15 protein-coding genes, 1 tRNA gene and 1 pseudogene are annotated in these 16,750 nt (G+C 51.0%); 9 read left to right on the top strand and 8 right to left on the bottom strand.

The window, feature by feature from the left end:
- Nucleotides 1–2 precede the first annotated feature (2 nt).
- The gene (locus R8377_RS01110; RefSeq protein ID WP_317643125.1) at nt 3–1,838 is read left to right on the top strand and encodes a hypothetical protein; all 1,836 of its coding nucleotides are present in this window, start codon (nt 3–5) and stop codon (nt 1,836–1,838) included.
- On the opposite strand, the gene R8377_RS01105 is transcribed toward R8377_RS01110, so the two are convergent.
- The 3 genes and pseudogenes from R8377_RS01105 to R8377_RS01095 all read right to left on the bottom strand — a co-directional run bounded on the left by R8377_RS01105 (nt 1,835) and on the right by R8377_RS01095 (nt 5,448).
- A complete protein-coding gene (locus R8377_RS01105; RefSeq protein ID WP_317643124.1) occupies nt 1,835–3,445 on the bottom strand; it encodes a glycoside hydrolase family 25 protein in 1,611 nt (536 codons plus the stop codon). The two genes, R8377_RS01110 and R8377_RS01105, sit on opposite strands and share 4 nt — an antisense overlap.
- Before the next feature lie 128 nt (nt 3,446–3,573).
- Nucleotides 3,574–4,317 (bottom strand): metal-dependent transcriptional regulator, encoded by a 744-nt coding sequence (locus R8377_RS01100; protein ID WP_317643123.1) that lies wholly within the window; start codon nt 4,315–4,317, stop codon nt 3,574–3,576.
- Between the two features lie 52 nt (nt 4,318–4,369).
- A pseudogene (locus R8377_RS01095) lies at nt 4,370–5,448 on the bottom strand (IS30 family transposase).
- 170 nt (nt 5,449–5,618) lie between these two features.
- Here R8377_RS01095 and R8377_RS01090 point away from each other — a divergent pair.
- The 4 genes from R8377_RS01090 to R8377_RS01075 all read left to right on the top strand — a co-directional run bounded on the left by R8377_RS01090 (nt 5,619) and on the right by R8377_RS01075 (nt 8,311).
- Complete coding sequence (locus tag R8377_RS01090; RefSeq protein WP_317643122.1) at nt 5,619–5,765, top strand: hypothetical protein; 147 nt, start codon at nt 5,619–5,621, stop codon at nt 5,763–5,765.
- Nucleotides 5,766–5,959: 194 nt separating this feature from the next.
- Nucleotides 5,960–6,229: a hypothetical protein gene (locus tag R8377_RS01085; protein WP_317643121.1), complete on the top strand. Its 270-nt coding sequence runs from the start codon at nt 5,960–5,962 to the stop codon at nt 6,227–6,229.
- A gap of 435 nt (nt 6,230–6,664) precedes the next feature.
- Nucleotides 6,665–8,092, top strand: a complete 1,428-nt coding sequence (locus tag R8377_RS01080; RefSeq protein WP_317643120.1) for an Nramp family divalent metal transporter — start codon at nt 6,665–6,667, stop codon at nt 8,090–8,092.
- Nucleotides 8,093–8,223: 131 nt separating this feature from the next.
- Nucleotides 8,224–8,311 (top strand) — tRNA-Ser (locus R8377_RS01075).
- A gap of 124 nt (nt 8,312–8,435) precedes the next feature.
- On the opposite strand, the gene R8377_RS01070 is transcribed toward R8377_RS01075, so the two are convergent.
- Genes R8377_RS01070 through R8377_RS01050 form a run of 5 tightly spaced genes read right to left on the bottom strand, consistent with a single transcriptional unit; the run spans nt 8,436 to nt 12,303 of the window.
- A complete protein-coding gene (locus R8377_RS01070; protein WP_317643119.1) occupies nt 8,436–9,575 on the bottom strand; it encodes a hypothetical protein in 1,140 nt (379 codons plus the stop codon).
- Between the two features lie 36 nt (nt 9,576–9,611).
- Complete coding sequence (locus tag R8377_RS01065; protein ID WP_317643117.1) at nt 9,612–10,337, bottom strand: ATP-binding cassette domain-containing protein; 726 nt, start codon at nt 10,335–10,337, stop codon at nt 9,612–9,614.
- Nucleotides 10,330–11,400, bottom strand: coding sequence for a peptidoglycan-binding protein (locus R8377_RS01060; protein WP_317643116.1), 1,071 nt, complete (start codon nt 11,398–11,400; stop codon nt 10,330–10,332). The genes R8377_RS01065 and R8377_RS01060 overlap by 8 nt, the downstream gene beginning before the upstream one ends.
- 30 nt (nt 11,401–11,430) lie before the next feature.
- Nucleotides 11,431–12,114 (bottom strand): hypothetical protein, encoded by a 684-nt coding sequence (locus tag R8377_RS01055; protein WP_317643115.1) that lies wholly within the window; start codon nt 12,112–12,114, stop codon nt 11,431–11,433.
- Between the two features lie 27 nt (nt 12,115–12,141).
- Nucleotides 12,142–12,303: a hypothetical protein gene (locus R8377_RS01050; protein WP_317643113.1), complete on the bottom strand. Its 162-nt coding sequence runs from the start codon at nt 12,301–12,303 to the stop codon at nt 12,142–12,144.
- A 481-nt stretch (nt 12,304–12,784) separates the two neighbouring features.
- Between R8377_RS01050 and R8377_RS01045 the strand changes: the two genes are divergently transcribed.
- The 4 genes from R8377_RS01045 to R8377_RS01030 all read left to right on the top strand — a co-directional run bounded on the left by R8377_RS01045 (nt 12,785) and on the right by R8377_RS01030 (nt 15,789).
- A complete protein-coding gene (locus tag R8377_RS01045; protein ID WP_317643112.1) occupies nt 12,785–13,441 on the top strand; it encodes a response regulator transcription factor in 657 nt (218 codons plus the stop codon).
- A 203-nt stretch (nt 13,442–13,644) separates the two neighbouring features.
- A complete protein-coding gene (locus R8377_RS01040; RefSeq protein ID WP_317643111.1) occupies nt 13,645–14,736 on the top strand; it encodes a HAMP domain-containing sensor histidine kinase in 1,092 nt (363 codons plus the stop codon).
- An 82-nt stretch (nt 14,737–14,818) separates the two neighbouring features.
- Nucleotides 14,819–15,373, top strand: coding sequence for a TetR/AcrR family transcriptional regulator (locus R8377_RS01035; protein ID WP_317643110.1), 555 nt, complete (start codon nt 14,819–14,821; stop codon nt 15,371–15,373).
- Between the two features lie 110 nt (nt 15,374–15,483).
- The gene (locus tag R8377_RS01030; protein WP_317643109.1) at nt 15,484–15,789 is read left to right on the top strand and encodes a hypothetical protein; all 306 of its coding nucleotides are present in this window, start codon (nt 15,484–15,486) and stop codon (nt 15,787–15,789) included.
- Nucleotides 15,790–16,750: the final 961 nt, after the last annotated feature.

The following is a 16,750-nucleotide window of genomic DNA, read 5'->3' as shown; positions in this document are numbered from 1 at the left end:
ATATGAGCACTGAGAGTGGAAAGCAGACACGCCCTGGGCAAAGCCGTTTACCTATGCCCAGCCAGTGCATATTAGCTGTCTTGCTCACGCTACTCACCTTCGGGCGATTGGCTCTATCGCTCACCTTGCACATGTGGTACGCCTACACGCAGCGCGCAGACGATGCCCTCCTGATGAGCTACTCACTACCGGAATACCCACACAGCCACGATTACTACAAACTCGCAAAGAATCAAGCTTACGGCTTCTTTTTACGATTCGTATCTTGGAGTCATATCAATATTGATCTCGTATATTTTGGGGTTTGGCTTTTAGCAGCCTTATGCACTGCCTTCGCACTCTATCGCTTTTTCCATATCACTTGGCTGGCTGTGGTTTCCTACTGCTATATCTTGTACAACCCCTTGGCTTTTGAGAACTGGCTGGGCACACGCATCTACCGCAATTCGCTCATTGTGCCATCCCTTTTTATCTTGTTAGCTCTGCTCGTCCTCTACCTCACCAGTACACCACTGCCCCAAAGTGGTAAGTTCCGCCCTTTCATCGTAGGCACTTGGGTGGCTGGTCAGGTATTGTTTTACTGCCTGTTAGGCGCGGTTTTCGCCTTTATCTACGACCTTAAAGAAGACTCTGTATGGCTGCTGCCCATGTTTGTGTTTGTAGTAATAGTCAAACTTATCCAAATCTTGCGAATGCATGGTAGTTGGATGTACAGAGGCATAGCACTATCTATCTGTTTACTCCCACTCCTTAGTGCAGCCGTCACGGTAAAAGCCGTCACAACCTACAATAAGCGTAACTTTGGTATAGCATTACTCAATACTCGAACTCAAGGCCAAGTCGCCGGATTCGTCTCGAGGGTTTACCAGGTCAAGAGCGACCACCAAACACCTTACATTTGGGCTCCAGCAGACTCCTTAGACGCAGTGGAACGAGTCTCGCCAACTTTGCAGTCCAAGCCTGAAATTATGGATTATGTGCAGCATAAAGACTTCGCAGCGCCCGACATCCACATTCACCCTTTAGAGGGCGATTTCCTCACTTGGCAGATGATTGCGGCCATCGACAATTCGATAGGTATGGATCATGAGCCTCAAATCCAAGACTTCTTCCGGTCAGTCAACCAAGAAATTGATGCTGCTTTTCACAATGGTGATTTGAAGCACACAAATAAGATAGCACTCTCTAGCTCACTGCCTGCCCGAACGCCTGCTCAAATCGGCGATCTTTTTGGGCCAAGTTTCGATATGATGGGCGACACCCTGACTCTTGCCCGTTATTACGAATTACCCCACAATCGCAATACCACCAATATAGGTAAACACGCCATTCCTAATCGAATAGGTTTGCGGCAGCTCAACATCGACATTCACAATCCCAACCCCCAAGTCTTGCCTTGGCTGAATATGGAACAGGCGAGAGCCATAGTGCAGGTAATTGTTGTTATCTATCGAATTGCAAACCTTGCAGCCTGCTTAGCATTTGCGCTAACCTTAGTGTTGGGCGCTAAACAGCTGTGGTATAAACATTGGAATGTTGGGCTAGCAGCCACCGGTTTGAGCTTATGCTTAGTGCTGTACGCATTCGTATATGCGTTCTCTGTGGCTTGGTTTATTGAATATACGCGCACAGCCTACTACCAGTTTTTCTTCACTGTTGGCTCTATTACGCCCTTAATAGGCGTGGCCCTGCTGCTGAGCCTCGGCAGCCTCGTCTCTCTGCAACAAGCCGAAACACTCAACTCCCGGGCCCAACATCGTAGAGCTCCCCACCGCGGGCAGCCTTCGCACAAGGCCAGAACGAATTTAACCTTGCCTAGGGTTATCCGCCAGCTTTAATAGTGAGCTCCATACCAAGCAATACCCTCGTTACGCCAGCCTAGTGACACGAGCTTGTTGCGCTCATTGCCATTGACCGTAAACAAATGCTGGCCGGAGTTGGGGTTATACACGCGGTAGATAGGCACAGCGCCGCCTGAACGCCAATTGACACCTTCTTGCCGCCACTTATATTGAGTAAGCATGTTGTACTCGTTACCATTGAGCGTATACAGATGCTGGCCTTGGTTGAGCGAATACAAACGGTAGACTGGCGCACCATCGGCTGGAGATACCCAAGCCACGCCCTCAGCGTTCCAACCTCGTGCCGAAAGCTGACGATACTCGACGTTGTTGGACGTGAGGAAGTGCTCACCGGAATGGGAATTATAAAGACGGTAGATGGGCAGTTCGCCGGGTGCCTGCACGGTAGCTACACCGCAAGCATTCAAATCTACTGCGCCAGAAATGCCGTTCACACGGCCGGTGCTGGTGTATTGCCAGCAGCGAGCGTTGTTGGGGAAGCTAAAGAGCGGAGTCGGACCATAGGAAGCAACCCAATTAGTCTTAGAATGAATACTTGCGGCATTGAGAGCAGTGTTGAGGTAATAAGGGTAAGAGTATACCGACAAATTGCCGTAGCCGCCGGCCTGCAAACGACCATACCAAGCATTTACCATCGAATTGTAGACCGCGGGACTGGTTGGATGCGAATGACCTGCCCAAGCCCAAGGCTCCAAATCGTAGTAGACCGGGTAGCTCAAGTCTGCGGGATTAACCCCGGCCCGGCGCAACAAATCGACTACGCTGTTGCCCTCGCGCGCAGCCGTATCGCTATCATAAGCGTATGAGTAGAGGTAAATACCAAAGGGGATGCCTAGGCGCTTGCACTCGCTAATGTTGCGCAAGGCCTGAGTGTCGAAACCATTGCCCCAGCCGTAGCCAATGCGTATGATGGCACCTTCAACGCCAGAATTGCGAGCCGTATTCCAATCAATACTGCCCTGCCACTGGGAGACGTCTACCACGCCTTTAGCCTGCTGAGCAAAAAGCGCATTGTTGGACTGGAAGAAAGCCTGACTGCCATTGTAGGAACCCCAATGAGCCCCGTATTCACCATTTGCCAAGGCAGCTGCGTATGTCTGAGCTTGAGCCGGTTTTGAGTCGCCCAAATGCTGACCTTTGAACATAGCACTGGCACTGCGGGCTGAAGGCTGATTTTCGTGGCCCGACTTGAGTTGGCCTTTCACCTCGCTCACCGGCACAGGCACGAATGACTTGCCTTGCGTTTTGGCCAGCGGATCGGCAGGCTTGCTCTCGGTTCCCACAATCATGGGATCGCTCACCTGCTCACCAGTGGTAACATTTTTGAGCGCGCCGGAAGATTCCACAACCAAATCCCGAGAAACGAGCATGGCATCGTCTGGAATGGCGGAGGCCACGGAATCGGGCAGTTGGTCAGCCGAAAGCACTCCTTGTACACTGCTCTCATTGGCATTTAAGGCAGCACTGACACCATACTGCGAGTTTTGAGCAGTGTGTGTCCCGGCCAGCCCAGACACTGCTGAGGGGGCAGCCATAAGCCCTGCCGAAGTAATGAGCGCACAAAACTTAGTAAAAACTGTCATTCTATTTCAACATATCCCTACGATAGCAAGCAATTAACATTTGAGTTTGAATAGCATCAGCTTACTGGAAAACCAGGTATCCGAACACAAACCAGCCATAGGTGCTACAGGACTTCCATAAACGCGCTCTACTGCACGATACAGACGCGAATTCGCGAAGCAACAACCGGACCGAAGATTAGAGAAGTTTGCATATCAGAAGAGGTAGTGGAAGACTTGTTGATGAGAGAACTTTCATCCACTGGCCAGGAAAATTCTTTAACCAACCGCACGCTCACTGCCTCCGAATAAGGCGATTGGGAACACACCAAGAGGCGAGTGCCCACACTCACTCGCTCGCTTTGCAAGTATCTCAGCATCTCGGAGTCTTCATCGCTCACTCGTTCAACCTTTACCAGAGCACCATCGGGAGCCTCAGAGAGAGGTATCGAATCGTCTCTCAAAGGCAGACAGCCGTCTGCCAGCGGAATCGAATCACCGTGAGGATCGCGATCGGGGTGGTCTAAGAGCACATCAACGCGCTCTACCAAGTCGTCGGAGACTGCATGCTCCAAGCGCTCGGCTTCGTCGTGAACCTCATCCCAGCCGTAGCCCAAGGTCTGCACAAGGAAGGTTTCAATGAGTCGGTGCCGGCGCACCATCTTTACTGCATATTGCCGGCCCAAGTCACTGAGCACCACGCCGCCGTAGGGCTCATGCTCCACTAAGCCTGCCGCAGTCAATCGCGTAATAGCGCCAGAAACGGTGGAAAGTTTAACATTCGCCTTCTTGGCGAGGGCAGAGGGCTGCACTGGGCGCGGGTCCCACTCCTGCAGGTCCCAAATCATTTTGAGATAGTCCTGCGAATTTGCAGATAAGTCCTCCAAAGTCATAGGGCAAGTCTAGCAAAAGACTGTAATACGGGCGCACACCCCCGTTGTCTATTTACAAGTGCAACGGTGGTTGTTGGTTTGATTGTAGTAGGTTGTGGGTCTCTTCCTGCCAGGCCTGGGCGGGTGTCCTCCAGTCCAGGACCTTCAGGGGTGTGTGTTGATGGCATCGACGATGTCATGGAGCTCGCCCCCGTCTAGGCCGTCCAGGTTGGTGCCTTTGGGCAGGTGGCGGCGCAGTTGGCCGTTCCTGTTCTCGTTGGACCCGCGTTGCCAGGAGGAATAGGGGTCGGCGAACCAGGTGTCCATGCCTAGGGCGTCGATGAGCTCGAAGTGGCGGGCGAACTCGGTGCCGTTGTCGCAGGTCACGCTCAGGCGGGCCTTGGCGGGTAGGGCTTTAAAGATGGAGAGTTGGGCGGCTATGGTGGCGGCAGCGCTCTCGTCGGCGATCTTGCGCACGATGAGGAACCTGGTCTTGCGTTCCACCTCGGTGTGCAGGTTGCAGGCGCCGGCCCCGATGACGCTGTCGGCCTCCCAATGGCCGAACTGTTCGCGGGTGTCCACGTTTTCGGGGCGTTGGCCGATGGGCGCGCGCCGTGCGATCACAGGCCCCTTGCCCCGCCGTCCCTTGGCCTTCCTGCGTCGCCGGTGGGCGCGGGCCAGGTACTGGGCCCATTCACGGGCGCGCGCCTTGGTGGAGTAGATCCACCAGTACACGCTCTCGGCGCACACGCGCATGCCCGGGTCGTCGAGGAAGGCCAGGGCCAGCCAGCCCGATATGGCCGCCGGCGACCAGCCAGCCCTCAATCCCCGGGCGACCTGGTCCCACAGGCGGTCGCAGGCCAGGCGACGGGGCCTGCGTGCCTTGGCCCGGCACCGCTCGGCCTTGCGTTGGGCCTCGCCGGACACGTAGTAGCGGCCCGTCCACGGCCCGGTCTTGAGCCGTCGGGGACGGTAGGCCGGTAGGCCCCGGCCTGGTTGGAGGGCAGCCACGTGTTGTACTTGATCTCACGGCTGACCGTGCTGGCCGGACGACCCAGCCGGCGTGCGATCAGGCGGATGGGGTCACCGGCCGCCGCCCGCCCCGATCAGGTGGCGTTCCTCTGCCGAGAGGTGCGAATACGATATGGTCATGGTGCAACACCTTTTTCTCCTGGTTTTTCTAGACAAATCACCATTGTAGGAAAGGGTGTTGCACTTGTACTTAGACGACGGGTCTTCACAAATAAAGTGACAGATACGATATATTTGTCACGCTTGCAGAAAGCCGTAGGTATCAAGAAACATAAGTAAGGAGAACTATCGTGTTCAATGTATTGCTCGCAGGACTTTTGTCTATTTCTCTTGCCTCGCCTGCAGGAATGTATGATGGCGATGCTTCTAATGCCATGTTGGACACTCAACCTCAGGTAACAATGGCCAAGAGTGAGGCAACTTGCGATCGCGAGTAAAAGGTTCTAAGTAACCGGTGCCGCAGGCTGAGGGGAAGAGCAGCGACGATTTGTTGGACAACCGCAGCATCAACTTACGGCAGGTGCCTTGCCACGGCCAGGTCGATCGAACCTGACCAAAACATGGAAGAGGAGCAGCCGTTCCTCGAATCGGAGTAGGTTAAGTATATCACTGCATGAAAGGTGGTGCGTCCATGCCGAACCCAATTGTAACTCGACTTTTGTCTTGCGAAGGTGATGACTATTTGCTGTTCGCGGAGCAACCTGTCGAGGATGGTCATGGCGCTTGGGAAACACGGGTTGGGCTCCTCCAAGGCGATAAAGAAATCTTGTCACTGACAATCGGTGGCTGTGACAGTTTACAGTCCCTGCTGCTTGCATTGAGTGTCGCAAAAAGCTGGCTGGTAGCCAAGGGTGGATTTACTTTTGACGGGAATAACGATTTGATGCTGCCCGATATTTAGTGTTGCTAGCAGAAACCGAAGAGTTAAACCCACTCTTGGCTTTATCTCACCCGAATAGAGCCAACGAGGACAAGCGGCGTCGGGTGCCCTCCGCAGTGAGGGGCAGGAAAACGCACAGACACGGGGGCTACCCGGCCAGTGTGGCCGTATGGTCATGGTGCAACACCTTTTTTCTTCTGGTTTTTCTAGACAAATCACCATTGCAGGAAAGGGTGTTGCACTTGTACTTAGACGACGGGCACCAGGCAAGTCACACTTAAGTACCGCCCTGTCAATACGAGCAGAGGTGATGTTCTTCACAAGTTCGATGTGGAAATGAAACACGGAAGGCGCTAGACTTCGAGGTGTCGAAGATTCTTGTTTGATAGTTCGTATTCCTGCACTATCGGAAAGAATTTCAGCAGCAAAAACTGACTCCAACAAGTCGAGGACACCATGTCGAGCACACCGCGAAGTGGGCAAACGCCTGAACGCACAGGCAACACGCAAACAAGCCAATCTTCCAACCAAACCCACCCGCTGGTTCAAACCGCCAATGGCCTCTCCCTGCAGGAGATTAATTCGACAGTGGCAGTGCCTAAGGAAAGCGGCAACTTCTGGAAGAATCTCTTTGCCTTTTCTGGCCCCGGAGCCCTAGTAGCAGTCGGATACATGGACCCCGGCAACTGGATTACTTCCATCGGCGGTGGCGCACAATACGGCTATCTGCTCATGTCAGTAGTGCTTATCTCCAGTCTCATCGCCATGATGTTGCAATACATGTCTGCCAAACTGGGCATCGTAACCGGTCTCGACTTGGCCCAGGCAACTCGCTTACACACGGGCCGTAAACTCAGTTTCACCTTGTGGATTTGCACCGAGCTGGCCGTGATGGCCACTGACATTGCCGAAGTAATTGGCGGTGCCATAGCATTGAAACTCCTCTTTGGCATTCCCCTTATCGTAGGCGTGGCGCTCACCATACTCGACGTGCTCATCTTGCTCTTACTTACGCACGTGGGCTTCCGCCGCATCGAAGCCATCGTCGCCGCACTCATATTGGTTATTATGCTGGTCTTTGTCTACGAGGTCATTTTAGCTCAGCCCAACGTGCCCGCCATGATGGAAGGATTCATCCCCAGCAAGCAAATCCTAGGCAACGGCGAGCTTACTATGGCCCTCGGCATCGTAGGCGCGACCGTTATGCCCCATAACTTGTATTTGCACTCGTCCATTGTGCAAACGCGCAATGTTGACCGCTCAGACGACCAGCAAGTCTCTAATGCAGTCCGCTTCGCCACTTGGGATTCCAACATTCAACTGACCGCAGCTTTCGTTGTCAACTGTCTCTTACTCGTCTTGGGAGCAGCCATGTTCTTCGGCCGCGGCGAGGGTCTAGACACCTTCACTGCCCTCTACAACGCTTTAGGAAACCAGTCCATAGCCGGGCCAGTAGCTTCCGGACTATTGAGCACCCTCTTCGCGGTTGCTCTACTGGCTTCCGGCCAAAACTCCACGATTACCGGCACTCTGACTGGGCAAATCGTTATGGAAGGCTTTATTCGCATGCGCATTCCCCTGTGGTTGCGCCGCCTCGTAACCCGCCTTATCTCTATTATCCCCGTCTTGGCCTGTGCCATCATATTTGGCGGCAAAGAATCGGCCCTCGACAGCCTTTTGGTTTACTCGCAGGTCTTCTTGTGTGTGGCCCTGCCTATTTCGATGGTGCCGCTCGTGTGGTTCACGTCCTCTAAGAAGATTATGGGTAAATACGCGAATCCCAAGTGGCTAGCCGTCATCGCTTGGGCAGTGGTGGTCTTACTTACCGCCCTCAACGCCCAACTGTTAGTGCAAGACATAGGCGAAATTATCGCCCTCTTCTAGCTGATTCGCCTAGCGTGCTACCTCTGCTGGCGAAGTGTACACGCGCAGGCCTAGTCTCAATCCGACCTTTGTGTTATTATCAGTTGTTGTGGTTGAGCAGTCTGCTAGTTTCTAGCTCCTGACTTCCGCTCGGAGAATTCGCCTAGTGGTCTATGGCGCACGCTTGGAAAGCGTGTTGGGTTTACGCCCTCACGAGTTCGAATCTCGTATTCTCCGCCAGCAGCCCGAAAGCTTCGCACAGCAAGCTTTCGGGCTTTTTCATACTCATTCAAATCAGGAGCTAGCTGACCTGCCAGTTTACTGCTTGACTCTATTTCCAGCTGCTCTTCGATATGAGCATGCCTTATCTGCGCTCTTTGAAATACGTGAAGAGCTGATTCGCCTTAATAGGAAGTAACGCCAAAGCCAATCCAACTTGTGCAAGAATCAGAGCCGCAACAAGCATGGGGGTCTCGACGGCTAATAGTTGCAGAGCTTCATTATGACTGGTTGCCGACCTCACTACTAGAAGCAATACTGCTGCGCACGACACAAGCGCAGCTAGACTCCAAGCCCATGTTTCCAAAGCAAAGATCGCCCATATACTGCCTTTCTTGATACCACAGTGAAGGTCATCTGCTATCTCAACTCGACGGGTGCGAACGGAAATGAAACCTAAGAGCAAGGCAGTAAAGGGCAGAGCGACCGTTAAGTATTTACTGGCTCGCTTCCTATATTGTTCCCATCCGTCGAAGCTACTGCCTAAAGAGTTGTTAACTTGTTTAATCTGCAGGGGGTTCATAGTGCCAGGTGTGCTGATGGCAGTGGCCGTCAACAGATCGCTAGCTGCGGTATTGCTCGGAGCGACAGTGGCCCAGCATTCGTCAAAAGGCTCTTGGCTAGTAGAAGGGTTCAAAATAGCGTACGCAATACGCTGGTCGCGACTATCTTGAGGCCAAGAAAAAACAGCTGCCACATGCATAGGACCAGAATCAGTAGCAAGGATGTCGCCTGCTCTCACCTGTAGCGTCTCAGCAAGTTGACTAGATATCCATACACCAGTCTTGTTATCGACTGAAGGAGTAAGACGCAAAACCACAGCTAGGCTAGGAGTAACGTTGAAACTCTCTAGAGGAGCAGCTGGCATTGCAGACAAGGTAATCAGCGGTCCAGCTTTGAGAGCTCCCGAACTACCGATTGGACGGTCGCTAGCAATTGCGGGGTGCTGCGGTTGGGCAGATTGCTTGGATGCGAAAGCTGTCGTTGTCTGATGTAGAGCTATGCAGCTTGTTGAGCTAATCTGCCCCTCAGATTGAACAAGATTGATGGCAGCCCCTGATGTCGTCCACATTTTCGATTGGTTTTGCAACGCTACAATTGTGCCCAAATCCAATCCAAGTATGCCCATTGAGACAAAGCTGAGCGTAAGCAGCCAGAGTATAGTGCGGTTCGTACCGCTAGCAATATCCCGCCATGCTTCGGAAAGAATAGTATGAACTTTCATGATGCTAGCTCTCTTTTCTCTGGTTAGATGAATCATTTATAAACTGACATGATGAAGAGATAGGTCAATAATGCGGGTGCAAGCAGCTCTAGTATTGGGATCATGGGTTGCGATGGCCACGATGCAGTCAGATTGAGCTATACCAGATAAGGTGTGGTCTACATCGGCGGCAGTAGATTGGTCTAATTGTGCGGTAGGCTCATCGACCAGCAATAGGTCTGGCTTACTCGCAACAGCTCTGGCAAGCATGAGTCTCTGCGCCTCGCCTCCAGACAGTTCTCTGAAGTCGCGGGCGCATACACCGGTCAGATGAAAGTCCTCCATGATTGCCAGAGCTTGGCTCTCAGCTTCAACCCGCCCCATGCCTTGGCCCAGCAGGGGTTGAGTTACGTGGTCGATGGCTGTACGCCGCGGTACACCATGTGGATTCTGAAAAACCCATCTGACCCGACCAATATCGCGTCGTTCTACCGAGCCCGAGACAGGATGCTCAAAACCAGCTATCAACGACAGCAGGGTTGATTTACCTGAACCTGACGGCCCGCAGATGCCAACGATTTCGCCGGGCACCAGACGGAAGTTCAAATCTCGAAAAAGCCAAGGCGCTGCGTGAAAGCGATGCCCCAGACCGGTAGCCCGTATCTGCTGGCCCCTTTCATCAGCATTCGTTTCCAAACACCTATCCAAGGCAAGTATCCCAAGCGATGGAGCTTCGTCGCAGTATTCTTGTATTACTTCGTTATCAATGCCACTTCTATTCATGAATGTTAACTCTTTCAACGGCCGGTGAGGCCGCGCAAGGTATTTTTCTAATACTTTGACCCAAGTAGACTTGTTCTATCTTGACAGTGTCATCTTGAGTTTGAATTAGAGTCGCGCCCAATGAAGATCCGACGATAGTGACAGGAGTAGCTTTGACACCGTCAGTAGACACACAAGCGTTGCTGCCTTCCTGATTCATTATGGCCGAAGGTGGAACTTTGATAGTTTTGATTGGCTCGCCCAGTGTCAAAGTAGCTTTAGGTTTCTTCGCAGGATCCGCCTTCCACGTCCGATACGCCTCGCTATCTTCTATAGATGTAAGGAAAACTTGGTCACTAACTTGTCCATTCAGCACAGCCAAATCAGTTTTCTGTTCAAAAGCTCCGAAGGTCCTTTTCCCCTCACGCAAATCCGCGGGCACTTGGTAGGTGAGCCCGGTCAAACGGCCACCCGTTTTCATCACCTCACTGTTTTCTGCCAATGTCGTGTTCAATCCAGCCGAACATTGAACTGGAATAACCGTATTAGTCGGTATCCATATCGTGTCGGCAGGCCCGATACTGCCGTCCGGTTCCACTGCTCCAGCCGCACGCATAAGTGCCTTGGTTCCACGAATGGTGGCAGGGCCGTAACTACCATTGCCTTCGGCCGCATATCCCAAACGTCCCAATTCCTGTTGAAACGCTAATACGTCAGCACCCTTCTCTCCCCCCTTCAACTCCCGGTAGATGGGCATAGCGGTATGCAAAGCAATCACTGGCCGACTGTCTACCGATAGAACTTTCTTACCCGAGTTGATTATTACCCCTGGAGAGCACAATGCTTCGGTGACGGTTCCGTTGGTCCGAGTTGTCAGGCTCTCTGCTGGACTCGTCACAGGGGTAACTTCTATAGTGCGTTCATCATAAAAATGTTGAACACTCGCTGGCGTGCGAACAGGTACTTGGTCAGCTTCCAAACCCTGCGGCGTGGGGGCTGGCATCAGGAATGCGGTAGCACATACGCCCAAGGCCAGAGCCGTACAAGCTGTCACTACCAAGGGCGTGAGGATTCTAGCTGTCATCGTTTTGCACTCCTTTTCGTATGTGTTGCGTTATTCAGCTTGATAGGCTATGCCGGATCCGAAAAGGCAAGCCTGAATGGTCGGTTCCTTAGGGTCAAAGTGAAGTTTGGCCTCAATGTCTTTGGAATCGCTAGTATCCAAAGTATCTTTCAGCTTTTTACCAGTGAGCGTGGCATCACCCATACCCGCTTTGCGTATACAGGAAACAGCGGCCTCATGTGTGTCAGATAGAAGGTCAGGGTTACTTTGCTGGATGCTATAGAGACTCTCGATAACCTTGCTCACTCCTTGGGAACAATCGCTCATGTCTTGCATAAATCTGTCGGTCTCCTTGCCCGGATCAGGCAGGGGCGTAATATCCTTCGACCGGTAAAGCCCGTTGGGAAGTTTGGTCCAAGTCTGCTTCCATCCGGACCGACTCATGCATTCACTCTGACGACTATGGGCAGTCTCGTAATCTTCGGCACTAATCTTGCCGTTGTTCTTAGCCCGTTCAAGCACTTCACGTTCAAAGGCACTGAGCTTGTCTGACGCAAGCTCTTCATCAAAAAGAGCGTCTAGGCTAGAGGCCATCTTGGCCTGACCGTCGGTTGTTGCTTCTTCCTTATGCTTCCAAGGCGCTGAACATCCCGCGGTAGAGAGTATGAGTAATATGCTGATGATTGACGCAGCTATTACTTTCGGCATAGATGATTGCTGTAGTTTTGAACCCATAATAGTCTCCTTGTTTACGCCGGTCGGTCATTTAGTGTTGTAGTCAGGGTCGTGGTAGCCGGGAACTTCAACTTTGCAAGAAGCCTTAATCTTGTCTCGTTCAGTGTCGTCTGATGAAGTTTTCACGCTCCCTTGCTCTCCGATAAACTCATAGACAATCTGACCGTCCGAGCCAATGCTTGCCGGCATGCCCTTTGCCTTCAGACAATCTCTATAGCGCTCCGCGTCATTGCGGCTAGGAGGATTCTTATCTTTAGGCACGCTTCCTTGCCCTCTAACTGCAGTATCCGGAACGGGAGCTGAATAATCTGAATCAGATTTGGTTTTCGCATCAGATGTAGCTTGGCCTGAAACCGAACCACATCCCGATAAGGATATGCTTATGAAAGCAATCACGATTGAACTTATTAACCTGCTTACTGCCCCAACTGAAGTATGCATTTTCATGGTTCCTTACTTCCCTTCCGAATTGATTCCTCTGAATCTTCTGCACTAACCGATTAGCTGATTGAACAGAGTGACACTGTCTATCAGTAAAACTGGTCTTGGGTGAGCCCTAGGTAAATGTCGCTCTTACCTAGAGCTCACCTTGGTAGGGCACAATAGGAATTAGAAACTCATTCGATGGCCAAGACAAGTGGCATCTAACAACAAGGAAGGAAACCGGCTAATGAGAATTCTTGTTGTCGAAGATGATGATGGTTTGGCAAACGTACTGAAGGATGCCCTGAATCATGAGGGATATCAAGTTTCGCTTGCTAGCACAGGAATTGAGGCTCTCAATCGTTTGTCCGAAGAATCCTATGATCTAGTGCTCCTAGATCGGGATCTACCAGTGCTCAGCGGTGATGAAGTGATGCGTTCCATTGAGCGACTGGGACTGTCAATCAGAGTATTAATGCTTACCGCCGCAGGACAAGTGGAAGACCGAGTCAGTGGCCTAAATCTAGGAGCTGACGACTATCTGCCTAAACCCTTTGCTTATCCGGAACTTCTTGCTCGAATACGGGCTTTACAACGCCGAGATAGCGCAGATTCGCGCACTCTTTTAACCCGAGGCCGACTCAGCTTAGACACTGCCCGACGTCTCGCCTACTGTGATGGAACACCCTTAAACCTTGCCCCAAAAGAATACGGAATCTTAGAGGAGCTTCTGCGGGCAGATGGCGGGTTCGTGCGGACAGATGAGCTGCTGGAACGCCTATGGGATTTCACCATGTGGGAGCAGAACGAAGTGGTGAAAGCTGCCATCTACTCGCTCCGCAAGAAACTACCAAACGCTCATCTGTTGGTTTCCAGCAGAGGTGAGGGGTATCGAATCCCATGAGAATACAGAGAGCAAAACCTCACAGCTTCCGCACAAAGCTCGCCATAGGAGTTGGTCTGCTATTCCTTATCATGCTGGCCTTAGCCATAGTTGTGCAAAACGTTTCTCTCAATCGTGCCTTTGACCATCAAATACCCATCGGTCGTAGTGTGGGAACAGATTCAGTACCAGCCAGCCCTGAAGAGGCAGGACATAAGGGCACTGTGACGAACAAGAACGAAGCTTGTCAAGGCCTTGGCTGCCCACAAGCATCAGCATCTTCAGGCAACGAAGCCCCTGCAAACCAAGGCCATGATAACGATATAGGTGCCACACTCAGCGGCCAAGTGCAAGTGGTGAGAGATTCAGTTACCACATGGATGTGGTACAGTTCGCTTGCGGTTTTCGCTTTATTTGGAATGCTATCACTAGCGCTTATCTGGAAACTAACCGGAACAGTTGTCAGACAGTTAGAGTCCATCAGCAGACAGGCTGCAAATCTAGATTTGAATCAACTCGGTGAGCGCATCGTCGTTGACAAGCCGTATACCGAAATCGGCTCCATGGCAGGCACTCTTAATACTATGCTCGAACGAATGGAAAAATCTAGCCGAGCCCAGCAAAATTTCGTGCGCAACGCCTCACACGAGCTCAGAACTCCTATTACTACCATCGGAGCAAGCTTAGAATCGCTCATCAGTCAAGGGCGAATCAGCCCGGATGTTGAGCCTACAATCAATCGAGCTATCGAAGCCAACCGCAAAAGTGGCGAATTAATTACCGCCCTACTAGAACTTTCCCGCGTTCAATCCGCCACAGAGTTTAAGAATCAACCTGTTGAGCTAGAGCAGCTAATGAAAGACTTACTACGCAGTCATCAACAAGAAATACAAGCAAAACAGTTGGTTCTTGATGTATCTGGCCTCGTATCCACTACTGTAGCTACCGATTCACAATATATCGAAATTGCACTTGATAATCTTCTACGCAATGCCATCATCCACAACATTTTCGCAGGACAGCTCACCATTTCTGCTGACACTGCTGGCACATCCCACAGTGGTAAGCTCACATCTCTCCATATCATCAACTCAACAGATGAGATACAGCCTGCTGGGTTGGCGGATTCGGAAGTTTTAACGCGATGCTTCTATCGTGGAAACTCGACCCGGTTGTCCAACAAGCCCGGTTACGGATTGGGTCTTTCTATCGTTAAAGAAATCACGGACAACTTGGGCCTCCAACTGGCTCTACGGTATCCTGAAGAAGGTGCTTTTGAAACCACGATAACGTTTACAACTTCAATCTCTGCTTAAGCCTTTCACGTATCGGCCTGTCCTAGGATTGGTTTGTGGCGCACATGCACATGCATTTCTTTACCCAACGGAAGGTCGATTAGTGAACAAGGCAGAACAGCGTAGAAAAACCGGGGAGGCTCTTCTGAACGCAGCAGCACACGAATTTGAATGTCGTGGCTACGAGGAGACCACCCTACAAGATGTCGCCAATCGGTTAGGACTGACACGAAGCACAGTACTGTTCCATTTCAAATCAAAAGATAAGCTCAGACAAAATCTCATCGAGTGGAGCAATGAAAGAATCTCTCAATTTATGGAGCCGTGTGAGGATCTTAATGAATTCCGCAATACTCTTTTCCGATTGGCTGACACGTATCGTCACGAAGCAGTCATCCGAGCTGGCTTATTACTACAAGAAGAGTTAGTAAGAAAAGGTGAGACCACTCCTGCAAAATGGGAGACACTTTTAGAGCAACAGTTCGAGATTGCTCTATCCAAACAAAACCGCAACGGCTGTGCAGAGATTGCGCCAAAAGCATCAACCGTAATGTTTATCGCGGTAATGAAATCGAATGTATGGCTTGACGACAACCAAGCCGATCAAGCTCTCTCATACCTATTCACCTCAATTGGGATAATTTCCAGGCAAGAATAACTCGATGTGAGAAGCTTGCCTAAATATATATTGACTGAACAGTCAGTATATATGATATGCTTGCTCTACTAGCCATCTGACTAGTAAAAGTAAAAAGCAAAAGGATCAACATGAGCTCTTCAAAGTTAACTCAAAACCATACTGGAATGATGCGTAAATTTGGAGCAATCGCAGCAGCTGGTGTAGCAAGCATCGCCTTTATGGTGCCGACAGCTTCGGCAGCAGGCAATTATCGCATATACGCAGGGAGAGATTACGCCAGCGCTCAGACTTCAACCAATCGAGGAACTCAGGGCGCTTCCTACGCCCGTCACGGTAACCGTTCAGCTTCGAGCGGTTGGACACGCTCTCACAGCAGCGCATACGCAGATTGTGGTTGGTCCAATTCATACGCAGCACAAGTCTGGTTCCGCTGATTCCCGCCGAGTTGTTGCTGACATTTGATTCAATGTCAGCAACAACTTTTGCAAATCTATAGCATTTTTACCTTTCACTAACATAAACTTTACTAATTCAATGCAGAATAGCGAGCCACAGGTAACAGCGACTAAAAGTCCGGCAACGTGCGACCGTAAATACAAGGTCTTCGGTAACAGGTGCCGTAGGATAAGAGGAAGAGCAGTAACGATTTGCTGGATAATGACAGCAAGTGCTTGCAGTTCACGCATCACATCAACCCGGTCAGCCATATTCGGCCAAAGATTGGAAGAGGGGACAGCCATTCATTGAATCAGAGCGAGCTGTATATATCTCTGACCGAAAGGTAATCCATAACAAATCCGACTGTAACCAGGCATTTATCACGCGAGAATGATGGCTATTAATATTTGCAGAGCAACCTGTCAAAGATGGCCGTGGTGCCCGGGAATTACAAATTAGTCTCCTCAAAGACAAATAAGAAAACTGGTCACTTGCAACCAGTGAATGCGACAGTTTACGATCTCTACTTCTTGCCTTGAGTATCACAAAGCGCTTTTTGAACGCCAAGGGTGGGTTCAATTTTGAAGATGGCAACGACTTAATGCTACCTGATGCTTAGTCTTGCTGTCAGCAAACGAAAAATTAAGTTGGCATTGGTTTTTCTCTCATTCAAACAGAACCGATGCCAACTTTGCTTATATTCAGTACGAAACCAAGTGCCTGTTACGTTTTCCGTCCTACGTTTTATCTCTGTCAGATGAATGGGAGACACACAGAAATTAACTCGTATCTACTTGAGACAGAATGGGAGGGGGGGGGGCAGCGCATACATCATGTTCACAAACCTTCAGCGGCACGATTACAGGACATGAGACATCATCCATCTGCATGTCGAAGTCACAATGATAGATGACTCTTGACAGAACATACAAGGAATATGCCCCCCCCCCGACTACA

Origin of the sequence: Bombiscardovia apis, assembly GCF_033095945.1 — a bacterium.
Lineage (GTDB): Bacteria > Actinomycetota > Actinomycetes > Actinomycetales > Bifidobacteriaceae > Bombiscardovia > Bombiscardovia apis.
Note: the sequence above shows the minus strand (reverse complement) of the source record. Positions and strands in the feature narration are given on the sequence as shown.